The organism is Streptomyces sp. Go-475 (assembly GCF_003330845.1).
Lineage (GTDB): Bacteria > Actinomycetota > Actinomycetes > Streptomycetales > Streptomycetaceae > Streptomyces.
Map to the genome: position 1 here is coordinate 6,863,971 of NZ_CP026121.1, position 17,555 is coordinate 6,881,525.

16 protein-coding genes and 1 pseudogene are annotated in these 17,555 nt (G+C 72.5%); 3 read left to right on the forward strand and 14 right to left on the reverse strand.

Translation table 11 applies throughout. From position 1 onward, the window contains the following. Positions 1-3 precede the first annotated feature (3 nt). From C1703_RS31350 to C1703_RS31415, 13 genes are all read right to left on the reverse strand, one after another. Positions 4-900 carry an ABC transporter permease gene (locus C1703_RS31350; protein ID WP_114255987.1) on the reverse strand — a complete coding sequence of 299 codons (897 nt, stop codon included), beginning with the start codon at positions 898-900 and terminating at the stop codon, positions 4-6. After that, the gene (locus C1703_RS31355) at positions 887-1,675 is read right to left on the reverse strand and encodes an ABC transporter ATP-binding protein (RefSeq protein WP_114255988.1); all 789 of its coding nucleotides are present in this window, start codon (positions 1,673-1,675) and stop codon (positions 887-889) included. Before C1703_RS31355 ends, C1703_RS31350 begins: the two co-directional genes overlap by 14 nt. A gap of 36 nt (positions 1,676-1,711) precedes the next feature. Beyond that, on the reverse strand, positions 1,712-2,815 hold the full coding sequence (locus tag C1703_RS31360) for an aliphatic sulfonate ABC transporter substrate-binding protein (protein ID WP_114255989.1): 1,104 nt from the start codon (positions 2,813-2,815) through the stop codon (positions 1,712-1,714). Positions 2,816-3,039: 224 nt separating this feature from the next. Further along, entirely contained in the window at positions 3,040-4,374 is a 1,335-nt protein-coding gene (locus tag C1703_RS31370; RefSeq protein WP_114255991.1) for a GTP-binding protein, read from the reverse strand. 2 nt (positions 4,375-4,376) lie between these two features. Then, on the reverse strand, positions 4,377-5,312 hold the full coding sequence (gene cysD / locus C1703_RS31375; protein WP_114255992.1) for a sulfate adenylyltransferase subunit CysD: 936 nt from the start codon (positions 5,310-5,312) through the stop codon (positions 4,377-4,379). Further along, on the reverse strand, positions 5,309-5,845 hold the full coding sequence (gene cysC, locus C1703_RS31380; RefSeq protein WP_232840641.1) for an adenylyl-sulfate kinase: 537 nt from the start codon (positions 5,843-5,845) through the stop codon (positions 5,309-5,311). The genes cysD and cysC overlap by 4 nt, the downstream gene beginning before the upstream one ends. 26 nt (positions 5,846-5,871) lie before the next feature. Further along, positions 5,872-6,582, reverse strand: coding sequence for a phosphoadenylyl-sulfate reductase (locus tag C1703_RS31385; protein WP_114255994.1), 711 nt, complete (start codon positions 6,580-6,582; stop codon positions 5,872-5,874). Further along, the gene (locus tag C1703_RS31390; protein WP_037759109.1) at positions 6,579-6,758 is read right to left on the reverse strand and encodes a hypothetical protein; all 180 of its coding nucleotides are present in this window, start codon (positions 6,756-6,758) and stop codon (positions 6,579-6,581) included. The genes C1703_RS31385 and C1703_RS31390 overlap by 4 nt, the downstream gene beginning before the upstream one ends. Continuing rightward, positions 6,755-8,452, reverse strand: a complete 1,698-nt coding sequence (locus C1703_RS31395; protein WP_114255995.1) for a nitrite/sulfite reductase — start codon at positions 8,450-8,452, stop codon at positions 6,755-6,757. The genes C1703_RS31390 and C1703_RS31395 overlap by 4 nt, the downstream gene beginning before the upstream one ends. 341 nt (positions 8,453-8,793) lie before the next feature. Next, positions 8,794-9,366 carry a GNAT family N-acetyltransferase gene (locus tag C1703_RS31400; protein WP_114255996.1) on the reverse strand — a complete coding sequence of 191 codons (573 nt, stop codon included), beginning with the start codon at positions 9,364-9,366 and terminating at the stop codon, positions 8,794-8,796. Positions 9,367-9,505: 139 nt separating this feature from the next. Beyond that, entirely contained in the window at positions 9,506-10,819 is a 1,314-nt protein-coding gene (locus tag C1703_RS31405; RefSeq protein WP_114255997.1) for a hypothetical protein, read from the reverse strand. 165 nt (positions 10,820-10,984) lie between these two features. Further along, complete coding sequence (locus C1703_RS31410; protein WP_114255998.1) at positions 10,985-12,262, reverse strand: GAF domain-containing protein; 1,278 nt, start codon at positions 12,260-12,262, stop codon at positions 10,985-10,987. 246 nt (positions 12,263-12,508) lie between these two features. After that, positions 12,509-14,143: an acyl-CoA dehydrogenase family protein gene (locus C1703_RS31415; protein ID WP_114255999.1), complete on the reverse strand. Its 1,635-nt coding sequence runs from the start codon at positions 14,141-14,143 to the stop codon at positions 12,509-12,511. Between the two features lie 109 nt (positions 14,144-14,252). Between C1703_RS31415 and C1703_RS31420 the strand changes: the two genes are divergently transcribed. Continuing rightward, positions 14,253-15,404 carry a YihY/virulence factor BrkB family protein gene (locus C1703_RS31420; RefSeq protein WP_114256000.1) on the forward strand — a complete coding sequence of 384 codons (1,152 nt, stop codon included), beginning with the start codon at positions 14,253-14,255 and terminating at the stop codon, positions 15,402-15,404. A gap of 12 nt (positions 15,405-15,416) precedes the next feature. Here C1703_RS31420 and C1703_RS31425 read toward each other — a convergent pair whose 3' ends face one another. Further along, a complete protein-coding gene (locus tag C1703_RS31425; protein ID WP_114256001.1) occupies positions 15,417-16,304 on the reverse strand; it encodes an NmrA family transcriptional regulator in 888 nt (295 codons plus the stop codon). A gap of 81 nt (positions 16,305-16,385) precedes the next feature. On the opposite strand from C1703_RS31425, the gene C1703_RS31430 reads away from it, so the two are divergent. Both C1703_RS31430 and C1703_RS39935 read left to right on the forward strand, forming a co-directional pair. Further along, positions 16,386-17,327: an AraC family transcriptional regulator gene (locus tag C1703_RS31430; RefSeq protein WP_114256002.1), complete on the forward strand. Its 942-nt coding sequence runs from the start codon at positions 16,386-16,388 to the stop codon at positions 17,325-17,327. An 84-nt stretch (positions 17,328-17,411) separates the two neighbouring features. Next, positions 17,412-17,489, forward strand: a pseudogene (locus C1703_RS39935) (AraC family transcriptional regulator); the annotation flags it as partial. Positions 17,490-17,555 lie beyond the last annotated feature (66 nt).

Consider the following 17,555-nt stretch of genomic DNA (forward strand, 5'->3'; position numbering starts at 1 on the left):
GGGTCACTTCACCAGCAGGCCGCGGCTGCGCAGCACCCACCGCTCCAGCGGGCTGAAGATCAGCAGGTCGATGGCGATGCCGACGATGAGGATCAGCAGGATCGCCTCGAAGACCATCGCCATGTCGCTGGCGTTGCGGCCGTTCTCCAGCAACTGGCCGAGGCCGACGCCGAGGTCGGGGAAGGACGCGATGATCTCGGCGGCCATCAGGGAGCGCCAGGAGAAGGCCCAGCCCTGCTTCAGGCCGGCCACGTAACCGGGCAGGGCGGCGGGGAGCACGATGTGCCAGGTGCCCTTCAGGCCCGTGGCGCCCAGCGTGCGGCCCGCGCGCAGGAACAGTGGCGGCACCTGGTCGACGCCCGACACCAGGCCGTTGGCGATCGAGGGGACCGCGCCGAGCAGGATGACCGCGTACATCATCGAGTTGTTCAGGCCCAGCCAGATCACCGCGGGCGGCACCCAGGCGACCGACGGCAGCGACTGCAGCCCCGACAGGATCGGGCCGAGCGCCGCCCGGACGAACTTCACCCGGGCCACGATCAGGCCCAGCGGCGTGCCGATCAGCAGCGCGAAGCAGAAGCCGAGCAGGCCGCGCGAGACGCTGGTCCAGATGTAGCCGAGCAGCTCGCCCTGGAGCCACGCGGTGTGGACGACGTCCCAGACGGCCGACGGCGCGGGCAGCTTCGTCGGGTCGGTGACGACCTTGAACGAGACCAGGGCCTGCCAGACCGCCAGCACCAGCGCGACGGCGAGGACGGGCGGCAGGATCTTCTCGGTGAGGGTCTGCCGGAACGGCTTGCGGCTCGTCTGCCGTGTCTCCAGCGCGTCGAGGCCCGCCTCCAGCCCGGCGAGATCGGTGCCGTCCTTGTCGACGGTCGTCGTCGAGTCAGTGCTGGCCATGACGGCGGATCTCCCCACGCAGTTCTTCGGTGATCTCGACGGACAGTTCCGCGACGGCGGTGTCCTCGATGCGGCGCGGATGCGGGATGTCCACCGTCCACTCGCGCGCGACGCGCCCGGGGCGGGAGGACAGCAGCACCACGCGCTGCGCGAGCCGGACCGCCTCGCGCACGTTGTGCGTGACGAACAGGACGGACAGCTGCGTCTCGCGCCAGATGCGGGTCAGCTCGTCGTGCAGCACGTCCCGCGTGATGGCGTCGAGCGCCGCGAACGGCTCGTCCATCAGCAGCAGCCGGCTCTCCTGGGCGAGGGCCCGGGCCAGCGCGACCCGCTGGCGCATACCGCCGGACAGCTCGTGCACCCGCTTGCCGTAGGCGCCCTTCAGCCGGACGAGTTCGAGCAGCTCCTCGGCCCGCTCCCGGCGCTCGGACTTCGGCACGCCGCGCAGCTTCAGGGCGAGTTCGATGTTCTTGCCCGCGGTCAGCCACGGGAACAGCGCGTGCTCCTGGAACATCAGCGCCGGGCGGCCGTCCGTGGTGATCTCGCCGGCGCTGGGCCGGTCCAGGCCCGCGACCAGGTTGAGCAGCGTGGACTTGCCGCAGCCCGAGGCCCCCAGGAGGGTGACGAACTCGCCGGGTGCGACATCGAGCGTGATGTCGTCCAGCACGAGCTGCTGTCCGGCGGGGCCCGCGAACGACTTCGAGACGTGTTCGATCCGGGCGGCGTGCGTGGCCGCCTCGGTGCCGTCGGCGGCCTTGGCGAGGGTCGTGGCCATGGTCGTCACCTCCTGGGAACTGATCGGGATGCGGGCTTAACGGGTGCCGAGACCGGCGTCGTCGACCGTGGGCTCGCCCTCGGCCTTGAGGACCTTGTTCAGCGGGGCGAGGTCGTAGATGCCCTTCAAATCCGGCTGCTCCAGCAGTCCGGCCTTCACGGCGTGCTCCGCCTCGGTGTGGAGGGTGGCGGCCAGCGGGTCGTCGGTGAACCGGATCGACTTCCACGCCGGGTCCAGCACATCGGCGGGCAGCGCCTTGCCGGTCTCCTGCTCCAGCAGCTTGTTCGCCGCTTCCTTCGCCGCGTCCGGGTTGGCGTTGATCCACTTGTTCGTCTCGACCGAGCCCTTCAGCACGGCCTCGACGACCTTCGGGTACTTCTTGAGGAACTCCTGCCGCACGATGATGTTCGTGATCACGAACTTCTTGTCCGGCCACAGGCTCGCCTCGTCGAGCAGCACCTTGCCGCCCTCGGCGACCAGCTTCGACGCGGTCGGCTCCGGCACCCACGCGCCGTCGATCGACCCGGCCTTGAAGGCGTCCGGGGTGACCTTGTTGTCGCTGCGGACGACCGTGACGTCGCCCTTGCCGCTCTGCGGGTCGACCTTCCAGCCCTGCTCCGCCGCCCAGTTGAGGAACGCCACGTCCTGCGTGTTGCCGAGCTGCGGGGTCGCGATCCGCTTGCCCTTGACGTCCTTCAGCGACTTGATCTTGTCCGGGTTCACCACGAGCTTCACGCCGCCGGAGGCCGAACCGCCGATGATGCGCAGGTTCTTGCCGTCCGACTTGACGTAGCCGTTGATCGCCGGGGACGGGCCGATCCAGCCGATGTCGATGGAACCGGAGTTGAGCGCCTCGATCTCCGAGGGACCGGCGTTGAAGACGGCCCGCTCGACCTCGGTGGCGCCCAGGGCCTTCTGGAAGAAGCCCTTCTCCATGCCCACCAGCGCCGTGCCGTGGGTGAGGTTCCCGAAGTAGCCGATCTTGACTTTGTCGAGACCCTCGATCTTCTTCGCCCCGGCGGCGACCTTGGCGGTGCCGTCGTCCTTGGCCTGGGAGCCGTAGCCGCAGGCGGCCAGCGTGAGCAGGGGCAGCGCGGTCACGACCGCGAGGCCGCGGCGGAGGGCGGATGTTGCTGGCACGGGAGGCGTTCCTCTCGAAAGGCCCGGCGGTCACGGTCCGATCAGGCCGTGGCCGGGTGGTCGGCGGGTTTTCGTCTACGGCGGTGGGGGGTGCGGGCGCGCGAGCGGTGCGCGTACGTCAGCGCGCACATCGCGCCACTCCGCCTTGCCCACTGCCGAGCGCACCGCTGCCGACGCGGCCGCCCTCCTTCGCGAACAGGGAGTAGAAGTCGGGGGAGGTCATGTCAGAAGTCCCACCCGTCGTCCTCGGACTCGTCCTTGACGGGCTCGGGAGCGGCGAAGGACTCGCCGACCATGCCGGCGGTCAGGGTCGTGCCGTCGTTCGGGTCGATCAGGATGAACGAGCCGGTGCGCCGCGAGTCGGCGTAGGAGTCGACCGGCAGCGGCTCGGCGGTACGGACCTTCACCCGGCCGATGTCGTTGGCGACGAGCTGTCCCGGGTGCGGGTGCAGGGACAGGTCGTCGAGCGTGAGCCGGGACGGGATGTCCTTGACGATCGCCTTGACCGTGCGCGTGCCGTGCTTGAGCAGCACCCGGTGGCCGACGGTCAGCGGGGCGTCCGCGACGTGGCAGACGGTCGCCTCGATGTCCTGTGTGGTCGGGGGCGCGTCCTTGCTGGGCACGATCAGGTCGCCGCGCGAGATGTCGATGTCGTCCTCCAGCAGGAGGGTCACCGACTGCGTCGTCCAGGCGACGTCGACCGGCTCGCCGAGCAGGTCGATGCCGGAGATCTTCGTGGAGCGGCCCGACGGCAGCACGGTGACCTGCTCGCCGACGTGGAAGGAACCGGCGGCGATCTGGCCGGCGTAGCCCCGGTAGTCCGGGTGGTCCGCGCTCTGCGGCCGGATCACGTACTGCACGGGCAGCCGGGCGTGGCAGTGGCTCAGGTCGTGGCTGACCGGCACGGTCTCCAGGTGCTCCAGCACGGTCGGGCCGCCGTACCAGTCCATGTGCGAGGACGGGTCCACGACGTTGTCGCCGACGAGCGCCGAGATCGGGATCGCGGTGACCTCGGGGACGCCCAGCTCGGTCGCGTACGCCGTGAACTCCTCGGCGATGCCCGCGAAGACCTTCTCCTCGTAGCCGACGAGGTCCATCTTGTTGACCGCGAGGACCACGTGCGGGACGCGCAGCAGGGCGGCGATGGCGGCGTGCCGGCGGGTCTGCTCGACGACGCCGTTGCGGGCGTCGACCAGGATCACCGTCAGCTCGGCGGTGGAGGCGCCGGTGACCATGTTCCGCGTGTACTGCACATGGCCGGGGGTGTCGGCGAGGATGAACCGCCGCCGGGGCGTGGCGAAGTAGCGGTAGGCCACGTCGATGGTGATGCCCTGCTCCCGCTCGGCGCGCAGGCCGTCCGTCAGCAGCGCGAGGTCCGGCGCGTCCTGGCCGCGGCTCGCGGAGGCGCGCTCCACGGCCTCCAGCTGGTCGGTGAGGACCGACTTGGAGTCGTGCAGCAGCCGGCCCACCAGGGTGGACTTGCCGTCGTCGACGGAGCCGGCGGTGGCGAACCGCAGCAGGGTGGTCTCCGAGAGTTCCTCGGTCGTGATCGTGCTCATCTCTAGAAGTACCCCTCGCGCTTGCGGTCTTCCATCGCGGCCTCGGACATCTTGTCGTCGGCGCGGGTGGCGCCGCGCTCGGTGAGGCGGGAGGCGGCGATCTCCACGATCACCTTCTCGATGGTGTCGGCGTCGGAGTCCACCGCGCCGGTGCAGGACATGTCACCCACGGTCCGGTAGCGCACCAGCCGCTTCTCGACGGTCTCGCCGTCCTTCGGCCCGCCCCACTCGCCGGCCGTCAGCCACATGCCGCCGCGCCGGAACACCTCGCGCTCGTGCGCGTAGTAGATCTCCGGCAGCTCGATGCCCTCGCGGGCGATGTACTGCCACACGTCCAGCTCGGTCCAGTTGGACAGCGGGAAGACGCGGACGTGCTCGCCGGGGGCGTGGCGGCCGTTGTACAGGTTCCACAGCTCGGGGCGCTGGCGGCGCGGGTCCCACTGGGAGAACTCGTCGCGCAGCGAGAACACCCGCTCCTTGGCCCGGGCCTTCTCCTCGTCGCGGCGCCCGCCGCCGAAGACGGCGTCGAACTTCTCCGCCTGGATCTTCTCGGTGAGCGGCAGCGTCTGCAGCGGGTTGCGGGTGCCGTCCGGGCGCTCCTTGAGCACCCCGCGGTCGATGTAGTCCTGCACGGAGGCGACGTGCAGCCGCAGCCCGTGCTTCGCGACCGTGCGGTCGCGGTAGTCGAGGACCTCGGGGAAGTTGTGCCCGGTGTCCACGTGCAGCAGCGAGAACGGCACCGCCGCCGGACGGAACGCCTTCAGCGCGAGGTGCAGCATGACGATGGAGTCCTTGCCGCCGGAGAAGAGGATCACCGGCCGCTCGAACTCGCCCGCCACCTCGCGGAAGATGTGCACGGCCTCGGACTCCAGGGCGTCGAGGTGGGACAGCGCGTACGGGCTGCCGGTCTCCTCGGACACGGTGGCGACGGTCGTCATGCCAGTCCCCTTTCGGTGAGCAGGGCGTACACCGACGCCGCGGACTCCTGCACGGTCTGGTGCTGCGACTCGATGCGCAGATCGGGCGACGCGGGCGCCTCGTACGGGTCGTCGACCCCGGTGAGCCCCGTGAGCTCGCCCGCGGCCTGCTTGGCGTACAGGCCCTTCACGTCCCGCTCGCTGCACACCTCGACCGGCGTCGCCACGTGGATCTCCAGGTACGGCGTGCCGTTCGCCTGGTGACGCTTGCGCACCGCCTCGCGGCTGTCCTGGTAGGGCGCGATGACCGGCACGAGGGCGAGCACGCCGTTGCGGGCGAGCAGTTCGGCGACGAAGCCGATCCGCTGCACGTTGGTGTGCCGGTCCTCGCGGCTGAAGCCGAGGCCCGCCGAGATGAACTCGCGGATCTCGTCGCCGTCGAGCACCTCGACGCGGTGGCCCTCGGCGCGCAGCCGGCCGGCCAGCTCGTGGGCGATGGTGGTCTTGCCCGCACTCGGCAGACCCGTGAGCCAGACGGTGGCTCCGGTCGTCACGTGAGTCTCCTGAATCGTCTGAGTCGTCATCCGTGCAGCCCGCACTCGGTCTTGGCCCGGCCCGCCCAGCGGCCGGCCCGGGCGTCCTCGCCCTCCAGGACCCGGCGGGTGCAGGGGGCGCAGCCGACGGAGGCGTAGCCGTCCATCAGCAGCGGGTTCGTCAGGACGCCGTGTTCGGCGACGTAGGCGTCCACGTCGTCCTGGGTCCAGCGGGCGATGGGGGAGATCTTGACCTTCTGCCGCTTCTCGTCCCAGCCGACCACCGGGGTGTTCGCCCGGGTCGGGGACTCGTCGCGGCGCAGGCCGGTCGCCCAGGCCTGGTAGTCCTTCAGGCCCTCTTCCAGCGGCTGGACCTTGCGCAGCTTGCAGCACAGGTCCGGGTTCCGGTCATGCAGCTTCGGCCCGTACTCCGCGTCCTGCTCGGCGACCGTCTGGCGCGGGGTGAGCGTGATGACGTTGACGTCCATCACGGCGTCGACCGCGTCGCGGGTGCCGATCGTCTCCTCGAAGTGGTAACCGGTGTCGAGGAAGACGACGTCGACGCCGGGCATCGCCCGGGAGGCGAGGTGGGCGACCACCGCGTCCTCCATCGAGGAGGTCACGCAGAAGCGCTTGCCGAACGTCTCGGCCGCCCACTGAAGGATCTCCAGCGCGGAGGCGTCCTCCAGGTCGCGGCCCGCCCGCTCGGCGAGCGCCTTCAGATCGCCGGTGGTGCGCTCTTGCTGAACCGTCGTCATATCTGGGCCCCTCCGGTCTCGGATCGCTTCACTCCCTGGGCCAGCAGCCCCAGGAACTTCAGCTGAAAGGCTCGACTGCACGCCGCGCATTCCCACGCGCCGTGCCCCTCCTCGCTGGGACGCAGGTCCTCGTCGCCGCAGTAGGGGCAGTAGAAGGGGGCCGCGCGCTCGCTCACGACAGCGCCTCCTCGTCGGCACGCGCCGCCCAGGTGGCGAACCGCTCGCCGTCCTCGCGCTCGGCCTGGAACCGCTTCAGGACGCGCTCGACGTAGTCCGGCAGTTCGTCCGAGGTGACCTTCAGGCCGCGCACCTTGCGGCCGAAGCCGGCCTCCAGACCCAGGGCGCCACCCAGGTGCACCTGGTAGCCCTCGACCTGCTCGCCCTGGTCGTTGAGGACCAGCTGGCCCTTGAGACCGATGTCCGCGACCTGGATACGGGCGCAGGCGTTCGGGCAGCCGTTGATGTTGATGGTGATCGGCTCGTCGAAGTCCGGGATGCGGCGCTCCAGTTCGTCGATCAGCTGGGAGCCGCGGGCCTTGGTCTCGACGATGGCGAGCTTGCAGTACTCGATGCCGGTGCAGGCCATGGTGCCGCGCCGGAACGGGGAGGGCTTGGCCGTGAGGTCCAGCGCCTCCAGGGACTCGACGAGGGAGTCGACCTGCGCCTCCTCGACGTCGAGGATGATCATCTTCTGCTCGACGGTGGTCCGCACCCGGCCCGAGCCGTGCGCCTCGGCGAGGTCGGCGATCTTCGTCAGGGTCGTGCCGTCCACGCGGCCGACGCGCGGGGCGAACCCCACGTAGAAGCGGCCGTCCTTCTGCCGGTGCACCCCGATGTGGTCGCGCCAGCGCTGGAGCGGCTGGGCGGGGGCCGGGCCGTCGACCAGCTTGCGCTTGAGGTACTCGTCCTCCAGCACCTGGCGGAACTTCTCCGCGCCCCAGTCGGCGACCAGGAACTTCAGGCGGGCGCGGGTGCGCAGCCGCCGGTAGCCGTAGTCGCGGAAGATACCGATCACGCCCGCCCACACGTCCGGGACCTCGTCCAGCGGCACCCAGGCGCCGAGCCGGACGCCGATCTTGGGGTTGGTGGACAGGCCGCCGCCGACCCACAGGTCGAAGCCGGGGCCGTGCTCGGGGTGGTGGACGCCCACGAAGGCGACGTCGTTGATCTCGTGCGCGACGTCGAGGAGGGGGGAGCCGGAGATCGCCGTCTTGAACTTGCGCGGCAGGTTGGAGAACTCCTTGCTGCCGATGAACCGCCGGTTGATCTCCGCGATGGCGGGGGTGCCGTCGACGATCTCGTCCTCGGCGATGCCCGCGACCGGCGAGCCGATGACCACACGGGGCGTGTCACCACAGGCCTCGGTGGTGGACAGGCCGACGCCCTCCAGCCGGTTCCAGATCTCGGGCACGTCCTCGATCCGGATCCAGTGGTACTGGACGTTCTGCCGGTCGGTGATGTCGGCCGTGCCGCGCGCGAACTCCTGCGAGATCTCGCCGATGACCCGCAGCTGCCGGGTGGTCAGCGCCCCGCCGTCGATGCGGACGCGCAGCATGAAGTACTCGTCGTCCAGCTCCTCCGGCTCCAGGATCGCCGTCTTGCCGCCGTCGATCCCGGGCTTGCGCTGGGTGTAGAGACCCCACCAGCGCATCCGGCCGCGCAGGTCGTTCGGGTCGATCGAGTCGAAGCCCCGCTTGGAGTAGATCGTCTCAATGCGTGTCCGCACATTGAGACCGTCGTCGTCCTTCTTGAACTGCTCGTTGCCGTTCAGCGGGGTGAAGTGCCCCGCGGCCCACTGGCCCTCACCGCGGTGACGGCTCACCTTGCGGCGGGGAGTCGCGGCGGCAGGCTTCTGCGGGGTGGCGGCCATGGTTGATACGTCCTTCGGGACAGGCGGGAAAGCGGCTCTGACCTGCGCGTGCGGGCGCATGGGCACACATGCGCGTCATCGCGCGGGAATGAGGCGAGATAAGGGGGATGCCGGGCGCGTGCTGAGTGTGCTCAGTGCGCCGGACAGATGGCGCTGGACATGCGGCCGAGGTCGACGTGCCGTCGACTCACCAAGGCGATTCCAGTTCCAGACATGACGGAAGCGTGGCACGGCGATCTGGACAGAGTCCAGCTTCGTCCAAGATGCGGACACCCTTGTCTCGTAGAGCAAGACAAGGGTGTCCTTGGTCACATGGGGCGGCTCGGGGGTGTCCGAGCAGGTCAGGCAGGGAACGCCCCAGGCCACGGCCCCGGAGCGGCGAGCTCCGGCTCCTCCTCGACCTTGGTGTCGAACAGCTTGAAGCCGCGGCGCAGGTAGTTGTCCATCGCGTGCTCGCCGTCCTTGCTGCACGTGTGCAGCCAGACCCGCTTCGTCGGGGTCAGTCCCGCCCACCGGTCGGCGAGGTCCCAGGCCCGGGCCGTGCCGTACGACAGCAGATGTCCGCCGATGCGCCGGCCCCGGAAGGCGGGCAGCAGCCCGAAGTAGACGATCTCCACGACCGCGTCGTCCTGCGCCTCCAGCTCCACGTACCCGGCGGGCGTGCCCCGGTCGTACGCCACCCACGTCTCCACGCCCGGCCGCCGCAGGTGCTCCAGCCAGCGCGTGTACGACCAGGTGAGCCGGTCCGTCCAGCGGATGTCGCCGCCCACCGACGCGTACAGGAACCGGCTGAACTCGGGCGAGGGCACCTCGGAGCGGACGATCCGGACGTCCCCCTCCGGTGCGGCGGCCGGCAGCAGGTCGGTCGGGGCGGTCTGCTCCAGGGACCAAGTGGTCACGGCGATGGTGGTCATGCGGGTCAGACAATCATCCGGTCCACCGGTCTGTCGATCGGTCCGGTCCGCCGCCGGTCCGCCGATGCTCCGGTCCGCCGCTGGTCTGTCGATCGGTCCGGTCCACCGCCGGTCTGCCGATGGCCGGTCCAGCCGCTGGTCAGCCCAGCGCCCTGTCGATCGACGCCAGCGGCAGTGCGAACAGCATCCGCCCGGACTGGGACCAGACCTCCCCGGTCTCCTCCCAGTAGGACAGGGAACCGGACCCGCCGCTCCAGCAGTGCCGGGTGTTGTCGGTCCCGCACTCCGTCGCCCGCGCGCTCCCGGCGTCCTGGCGCCACAGCGTCCCGTGCCCGTCCGGAGTGCCCGGGGCGCGGTCGAGGTACCAGTCCGAGCGGTACGCCAGCACGCCCCGGACATCGGCCGTGCCCGTCTCGTACGCCTCGACCGGGTCCGCCCGCCCGCCGGAACCGGTGGCGAGCAGGCCGGCCCGGGCCGGGTCCCGGCTCAGCGGGTAGCGCCACAGCCGGGTGCGCCGGTCGGCGTCGGCGGGCACCCACTCGCTCGCGACCAGGCTGTCGGGGGAGGTGCTGCGGTCCAGGGAGACGGACGCCGGGCGGGGCACGCCGTCGCCGCCGGGCAGGGTGTAGGAGCCCACGGCGGGCAGCACGTACCGGGAGCCGTGCGCCGCCCAGCCGCCGCGCACCCGGCCGACCGCGTCGGACTCGACGGTGGCGCGCTGGATGCGGTCCATGTCGTACACGTACAGCGCGTCCCGGTCGCCCTCGCGGGTCGTCACCAGCAGCTTGTCCTGGTACCAGACCATCCCGGACAGCGGGGACACCAGCCCCCGGTAGTCCCGCCCGCCGTCCACCGGGACGGCCAGCAGGGCCCAGCTGTAGCGGAGCCGGGCGGAGTCGTCCGCGTCGACGAAGGCGACCTTGGCCAGGCCCCGCTCGGGGGCCGGGCCGTCCATCGAGCCGCCCCCGGTGCCGCCGCGGGTCCAGCCGGACAGGATCACGCGGTGCTCGCCCCAGCGGCCGTCGTCGTCCGCGTCCCCCGAGGTGGTGACCGCGCCGGGCCGCCAGCCCCGGGTGTCGGCGGCGTCGAAGCAGTACGCGCGCGTGGCCGCCGGTTCGACCGGCAGGGTGTGCTTGTCGGCGGCCGGGCAGCCGGCCGCGTCCCGCAGCGGGCGGTCGGCGTCGTCCAGCACCGCGTCCACGCCGACGGGCCGGCCCATCTCCGACGCCAGCCGGTCCAGCCACCGTTCGGGCACCCGGTGCTCGGTCAGCGGCAGCCGCCCGGCCGCGGTGGACACGCCGATCGGCTGCAGCGCCCCGTCGGCGTCGGCCACGGTGGCCTGCGAGGCGCTGATCGCGGTGGCGGCGGCGGTGAGCGCGAGGGCCGTCCCGGCCAGGGTCGCGCGCAGCGCCCTGCCCCGCCTGCGCCGCCGGTGTCTGCCGCGATGCTTCATACCGTCCTCCCGAGGCGGGTCAACTGCGCCTGTCGGTCCGTACGTTGACGGAGGAGCAGGTGGGGTGGCCCGTAGGGGGATGCTACGGCAGGTGGGCGGGGTGGCGGACGAAGACCTCGCAAATACGCGGAAGACGTACCCCGCGGAGTGGCTCTGCGCGCGAGTTCAGGGCGCCGGTGCGGACGTGCGCTGCCGGGTCACCGCCGGGGCCGTCGAGTGCGGCAGCAGATCGCGCGGGTCGTCCGGGAGCAGCACCTCGACCTCGGCGTCCTCGGCGAACCGGTACGGCCGGTGCTCCAGGAACGCCCCCAGATACCGCCGGACCCGGGACATCTCGGCGCGCACGGTGACCGTGCGGGCGGGGTCCCCGAACAGGTCCCCGGCCAGGCCCGCCGCGCTGCGGCCGGTGGGGTGGAGGGCGAGGAGGTACAGCAACTCGGCGTGCCGCGGGCTCAGTTCCCGCGCCCAGGAGCCCGCTCCGCCGGTGACCGCCACGGACCAGCGGCGCGCCTGTCTGAGGTCCAGCACGATCCTGGTCGCCCGGCGCGGCGCCGGCTCGTCGTCGGCGGCCCGCACCAGCCAGCCCCCGGCCAGCGGCTCCAGCGAGCACAGCCCGAGCCCCGGCAGCCATCTCCGGCCCGCCGACGGCGACTTCGGCAGCGCGACGCGCCGCACGTACGGCATCCCGGCGACCGCGGCGGTCCAGCCGTCCGGATCGACGACCAGGGCGCGCCCGCCGAGCCGGGCCAGCACCGGCGCCGCCACCGCGCGCAGCCGCTCCAGCGACTCCAAATGCATCTCCCGCAGCCGGGCCTCGGCCAGCTTGGCGACCGAGTCGACCCAGGCGAGCGTGGCCGGATGCATCGTCTCCAGCGGACCGCTGACGTCCACCACGCCGAGCAGCCGCCCGTCCCGCGGATCCGTCAGCGGAGCGCCCGCGCACGTCCAGCCGGCCTGGGAGCGCACGAAGTGCTCGGAGGCGAAGACCTGCACGGGCCGGCGCACCACCGCCGGGGTGCCCACGCCGTTCGTGCCGACGACGTCCTCACGCCAGTCCGCGCCGAGTTCGAACCCGAGCCCGTCGGCCTTGCGCAGCACCGGCGCACTGCCCTCGCGCCACAGCACCCGGCCCTCCTCGTCGGCCACGACCATGATGTGGTGGGCGACGTCCGCGGCCGCCAGCAGCCCCTCCCGCAGCACCGGCAGCACATGGCGCAGCGCCGACGTCTCGCGCCGCCGCTGCACCTCCTCGCGGGAGAGCAGATCCGCCCGGAAGTCGTGGTCCGGGTCGACGCCGCTGCGCAGCATCCGCTCCCAGGACTGCTCGATCACGGGGCGCGGCCGCACCGGGGCGGGCTGCCCGGAGAGCCGGGCGGAACGGACCTCGCTGAGGACCCGGGCCGCCCGCGAGGTGTCCACGGCGGCCAGGTGCGTGACGTCCATGCGCGTGCGCCCCCCGACTGGATTCTGACTGTGTGTCTCATAGTGCCGCCTGCCCCGTGGCGGCGTGCCACAGTCCGCCCACAGTCAGCAGCAAGTTGCAACCCCCTGCAACCCTGGTGGACGGCCCGGCTGTGGCCGAAACTTGAGCGGCGCCGTCCCGAGCGGCGTTCAGTGGCTCGAACGGGCCAGTGCTGCGGGGGTGGTGCCGTGTCGGCGCAGCACCACCCCCGCTCCCGCCTGCCCGGATCAGGCCACCGGCCGGGCCCGCTCCACCACCGACGCCAGGTCCAGCGTGTGCGGCAGCGTCCCGAAGGCCGCGCCCCCGTCGCCGCCCAGCCGGGCCGCGCAGAACGCGTCGGCGACCTGCGGTGGCGCGAACCTGACGAGCAGCGACCCCTGGAGCACCAGCGCGAGCCGCTCCGCGAGCCGCCGCGCCCGGCCCTCCACGCCCTCCAGATCGGCCAGTTCGGTCAGCAGGTTCTTGATGGCCCCGTCGAGCCGGTGATCGGCGCCGCGCGCCTGCCCGACCTCCCGCAGATACGCGTCCAGCGCGCCCGGTTCCCGCTGCAACGCCCGCAGCACGTCGAGCGCCTGGACGTTGCCCGCGCCCTCCCAGATGGAGTTGAGCGGCGACTCCCGCACCAGCCGGGGCATCCCGGACTCCTCGACGTACCCGTTGCCGCCCAGGCACTCCGCCGCCTCCACCGCGACGGCCGGACACCGCTTGGTCACCCAGTACTTGGCGGCCGGCACCGCGATCCGCAGCAGCGCCCGCTCCTGCTCGCCGCCGTCGTCGTACGCCGCCGCGAGCCGCAGCGCCAGCGTGGTCGCCGCCTCCGACTCCAGCGCCAGGTCGGCGAGGACGTTGCGCATCAGCGGCTTGTCGACGAGCTTCCCGCCGAACGCCTCGCGGTGGGCGCAGTGGTGCACCGCCTGGGCCACGGCCTGGCGCATCAGCCCGGCGGAGCCCAGCACGCAGTCGAGCCGGGTCGCGGCGACCATCTCGATGATGGTGCGCACCCCGCGCCCCTCCTCGCCGACCCGGCGCGCCCAGGTGCCGTCGAACTCGACCTCCGCGGAGGCGTTCGACCGGTTGCCGAGCTTGTCCTTGAGCCGCTGGATCAGGAACACGTTGCGCGTGCCGTCCGGAAGGACCCGCGGCACCAGGAAGCAGGTCAGGCCGCCCGGGGCCTGCGCCAGCACCAGGAAACCGTCGGACATCGGCGCCGAGCAGAACCACTTGTGCCCGGTCAGCTCGTACGCCCCGGCCTCGGCGAGGGGCCGCGCGGCGGTGGTGTTCGCCCGTACGTCGCTGCCGCCCTGCTTCTCCGTCATGCCCATCCCGAACAGCGCCCCGGCCTTGAGGTGCGCGGGCCTGAGCTCACGGTCGTAGACCATGGACGTCAGCCGCGGCTCCCACTCGGCGGCCAGGTCCGGATCCGCGCGCAGGGCGGGCACGGCCGCGTGCGTCATCGACAGCGGGCAGCCGTTGCCGGCCTCGACCTGCGTCCAGACCACGAAGGCGGCGGCCCGCCGCAGATGCCCGGCCGGCCGTCCCCAGGCCGCGGTCAGGCCGGCCGAGACGCCCTTGCCGAGCAGCCGGTGCCAGGCCGGATGGAACTCCACCTCGTCGAGGCGGTGGCCGTACCGGTCGTGGGTGCGCAGCCGGGGCGGGTTGTCGTTGGCCTGTGCGCCCCACTCCTGCACCTGGGCCGAGCCGGAGGTCCGTCCGAGGGCCGACAGCTCGCCGAGCACCTCCGGCCGCAGATCCGGTTCGAGATGCCGTTCGACCGCGGCGGCCAGGGCCCGGTCGGCGGAGAAGACGTCGTACCCGACCAGCGGCGGGACCTGGTTCGTCACGGAGTGGGTGCTGCCTGCCATGCTGCGAACGTACCCCGCGGTACCACCTCGGTCACCAGCAGACCGGGCCGGGCGCCGCGGGGACGGCCTGTGGGTGAGTGGGGCCGGGCACGACGGATACCGTTAGGGGGTGCAGCCAGCAAGTGAAACCCCCGACACACCCTCCGGGCGCCTCCACCGGGCGCGTGCCCTCTACCGGAACGTCTCCAAGCGCAGGACCGCCTGGCTGTTGCTCAAGGACACCGTCAACTCCTGCATCGAGTACCGCATCCTCGGCCTGGCGGCCGAGGCCGCGTTCTTCACGCTGCTGTCGGTGCCGCCGCTGCTGCTGAGCATGATCGGACTGCTCGGCTACGTCGACGCCTGGACCGGCGCCGACACCATCCAGAGCCTCCAGACCAACATCCTGGAGGCCTCCCGCACGGTGCTGTCCGACCGGGGCGTCAAGGAGATGGCGGAGCCGATCCTGCACGACGTCATGAAGGGCGGCCGGCCCGACGTCATCTCCATCGGCTTCCTGTTCGCCCTGTGGTCCGGCTCCCGCGCGGTGAACGTCTTCATCGACACCATCACCGTGATGTACGGCCTCGACGGCGTCCGCGGCATCGTCAAGACCCGCCTGCTGGCCTTCCTGCTGTTCATCGTCGCCCTGCTGATCGGCTCCGTCGCCCTGCCGCTGATGGTGGCCGGGCCGGACGCGGTGGTGCGGATCGTGCCCTGGTCGACGACGGTCGTGCAGGTCCTGTACTGGCCGGTCGTGATCCTCCTGTCGATCGCCTTCCTGACGACGCTGTACCACGTGTCCGTCCCGGTCCGCTCCCCGTGGATCGAGGACGTGCCCGGCGCGCTGGTCGCCCTCGGCATGTGGGTGCTGGGCAGCTTCCTGCTGCGGATCTACCTGACCAGCACGGTCGAGGGCCCGACGATCTACGGCTCCCTCGCGGCGCCCGTCGCCGTGCTGCTGTGGATCGGCGTGTCCGCGTTCGCCGTGCTCGTCGGGGCCGCGGTGAACGCCGCCATCGACCGGGTCTGGCCGGCCGCCGCGACGGCCGCGGCCCGCGAGGCCAACGAGCGGCTGCGGCAGGCGCAGGTCGCCGAGTACGTGGCCCGCGCCGCCGCCCGGGGCGAGGCCGACCCCGACATGCCCTCGGAGTTCCCGGAACGCTGGTCCCGCTTCCTGCCGCCGGAGGACGTCACGGCCCGGCTGCGCACGCACGTGAAGTCCACCCACGCGAAAAGCGGCCAGACCAACGGGGAGACGCAGCCGCCCGGGGAGAAGTGACCGGCGCCCGTCTCACGCCGTCCAGGTGCCGGCCGCCGCCTCCTCCCGGACGAAGTCCGCGAAGTCCCGGGGCGGACGGCCCAGGACCTCCCGCACCCCGTCGGACAGGTGCGCGTAGCGGCCGTCGAGGAGCGTGTCGAAGATCGCGGTGAGGGCCGCGACCTCCTTCCGGGGCACCCCGAAGCCGGCCAGCGCCTCGCCGTAGTCCCGGGTCGACACGGCCCGGTACCGCAGCGGGCGGCCCGTCGCCCCGGCGATCTCCGCGACGGCCTCCCCGAAGGTCAGCAGCCGCGGCCCGGAGAGGTCGAGCGTCCGTCCCGCGTACCGGTCGCCGGCCGTCAGCGCGGTCACCACCACGTCCGCGATGTCCCGCACGTCGAGGAACGGCTCGCGCACCCCGCCGGCCGGGAACACCAGCTCCCCGCGCTCCCGCAGCTCCGCCACCAGCGGCCCCTCGCTGAAGTTCTGCGCGAACCAGGCGGCCCGGACGACCGTCCAGTCGGCGCCCGAGGCGTGCAGCGCCTCCTCGGTGGGGAGGGACTGGTCCTCGCCCCGCGCGGACAGCAGCACCAGCCGCCGCACGCCGAGCCGGACCGCCTCCCGCGCGACCGCGCCGATCACCTCGGCGGCGCCCGGCGCGCCGACGTCCATGGGGTGGGCCAGGTAGGCCGCGTCGGCACCGCGCAGGGTGCCGGCCCAGGTCGAGCCGTCCCAGAAGTCGAAACCGGTCGCGCGTGACGCCGCCCGCACCGTGAACCCGGCGGCCCGAGCGGCCCGCGCCACCCGGCTGCCCGTACGGCCGGAGGCGCCCGTCACCACCACCCTCAGATGCCGCGTGTCCCGTGTCGGGTTTCCTGCCGGGCTCGCTGTCGTGTTCGTGTTCTCTGCCGTGTTCGTCATGCCGTCGAGTCAACTGCCGTGCGCGACGCGGAACCATCGCCGAACGGCTCATTCCCATACGACCGCGTCTACGCTGGTCCCATGGACGCTCTCGCAGGCCTGCTGGAGGGCCCCCGCGCGCGCGGCGCGTTCATGATCAGGGCCTGTTTCGACCCGCCCTGGGCGGTCCGCGTGGAGGACCGGGCCCCGCTCACCGTGATGCTCGTCGTCCGCGGCGACGCCTGGGTCCTGCCCGACGGGGGCGAGCGGACGCGGCTGCGCGCCGGAGACCTCGCCATCGCCCGCGGCCCCGACCCGTACACCTGCGCCGACGACCCCGGTACGGCACCGCAGGCGCTGATCCTGCCGGACCAGGAGTGCCGCTACCCGGACGGCAGCCCCCTCAACGGCTCCATGGACCTGGGCGTCCGCACCTGGGGCGACCGGCCCGACGGCGCGACGGTGCTGCTCATCGGCACGTACCCGATGCGGGGCGAGATCGGCGGGCGGCTGCTGGACGCCCTGCCGCCGCTGCTCACCCTCACCCCCGACGTGTGGGACTGCCCGCTCACGCCGTACGTCTCCGAGGAGATCGTGCGGGACGCCCCCGGCCAGGAGGTCGTCCTGGACCGGCTGCTGGACCTGCTGGTCATCGCCGCGCTACGGGCCTGGTTCGCCCGCCCGGAGGCGGCGGCGCCGGCCTGGTACCGGGCCCTGGCCGACCCGGTCGTGGGCGGCGTCCTGCGCCTGCTCCAGGACGACCCGGCCCACCCGTGGACGGTCGCCGCGCTCGCCGCGAAGGCCGGGGTGTCCCGGGCCGCGCTGGCCCGCCGCTTCGCCGCCCTGGTGGGCGAGCCCCCGATGACGTACCTCACCGGCTGGCGCCTCGCCCTCGCCGCCGACCGCCTGCGCGACTCCGACGACACCCTCGAAGCGGTGGCCCGCAAGGTGGGCTACAGCAGCGCGTTCGCCCTGTCCACGGCGTTCAAGCGGGTGTACGGGGTGAGCCCCGTGGAGTACCGGGGGCGGGCGGCCCGGGCCTGACGCCCGCACACGTCCCCGGCCCCCGGCGGCGTAACACGGCACCTGTGTACGCGGAGCGGGCGTCGCGGCCCGCCGGGGCGGTGGTGGGCCGGGGTCCGCTTCTGCCCGGGCACGGCCCCGGCGCTCCTGGGCGTGCCGGCGCACGAGCTGCGCGACCGCCGACCAACTCGGACTCGGTGCCCGCCGTTCGTACCGCCGCTCACTGGCGCCTTCGGCTACGACCCCAAG

Bases quoted from the DNA above. Each gene is read 5' to 3' on its own strand.
- C1703_RS31350 (WP_114255987.1), bottom strand. From the start codon at position 900: ATGGCCAGCACTGACTCGACGACGACCGTCGACAAGGACGGCACCGAT.
- C1703_RS31355 (WP_114255988.1), bottom strand. From the start codon at position 1,675: ATGGCCACGACCCTCGCCAAGGCCGCCGACGGCACCGAGGCGGCCACG.
- C1703_RS31370 (WP_114255991.1), bottom strand. From the start codon at position 4,374: ATGAGCACGATCACGACCGAGGAACTCTCGGAGACCACCCTGCTGCGG.
- cysD (WP_114255992.1), bottom strand. From the start codon at position 5,312: ATGACGACCGTCGCCACCGTGTCCGAGGAGACCGGCAGCCCGTACGCG.
- C1703_RS31385 (WP_114255994.1), bottom strand. From the start codon at position 6,582: ATGACGACGGTTCAGCAAGAGCGCACCACCGGCGATCTGAAGGCGCTC.
- C1703_RS31395 (WP_114255995.1), bottom strand. From the start codon at position 8,452: ATGGCCGCCACCCCGCAGAAGCCTGCCGCCGCGACTCCCCGCCGCAAG.
- C1703_RS31400 (WP_114255996.1), bottom strand. From the start codon at position 9,366: ATGACCACCATCGCCGTGACCACTTGGTCCCTGGAGCAGACCGCCCCG.
- C1703_RS31405 (WP_114255997.1), bottom strand. From the start codon at position 10,819: ATGAAGCATCGCGGCAGACACCGGCGGCGCAGGCGGGGCAGGGCGCTG.
- C1703_RS31410 (WP_114255998.1), bottom strand. From the start codon at position 12,262: ATGGACGTCACGCACCTGGCCGCCGTGGACACCTCGCGGGCGGCCCGG.
- C1703_RS31415 (WP_114255999.1), bottom strand. From the start codon at position 14,143: ATGGCAGGCAGCACCCACTCCGTGACGAACCAGGTCCCGCCGCTGGTC.
- C1703_RS31425 (WP_114256001.1), bottom strand. From the start codon at position 16,304: ATGACGAACACGGCAGAGAACACGAACACGACAGCGAGCCCGGCAGGA.
- C1703_RS31430 (WP_114256002.1), top strand. From the start codon at position 16,386: ATGGACGCTCTCGCAGGCCTGCTGGAGGGCCCCCGCGCGCGCGGCGCG.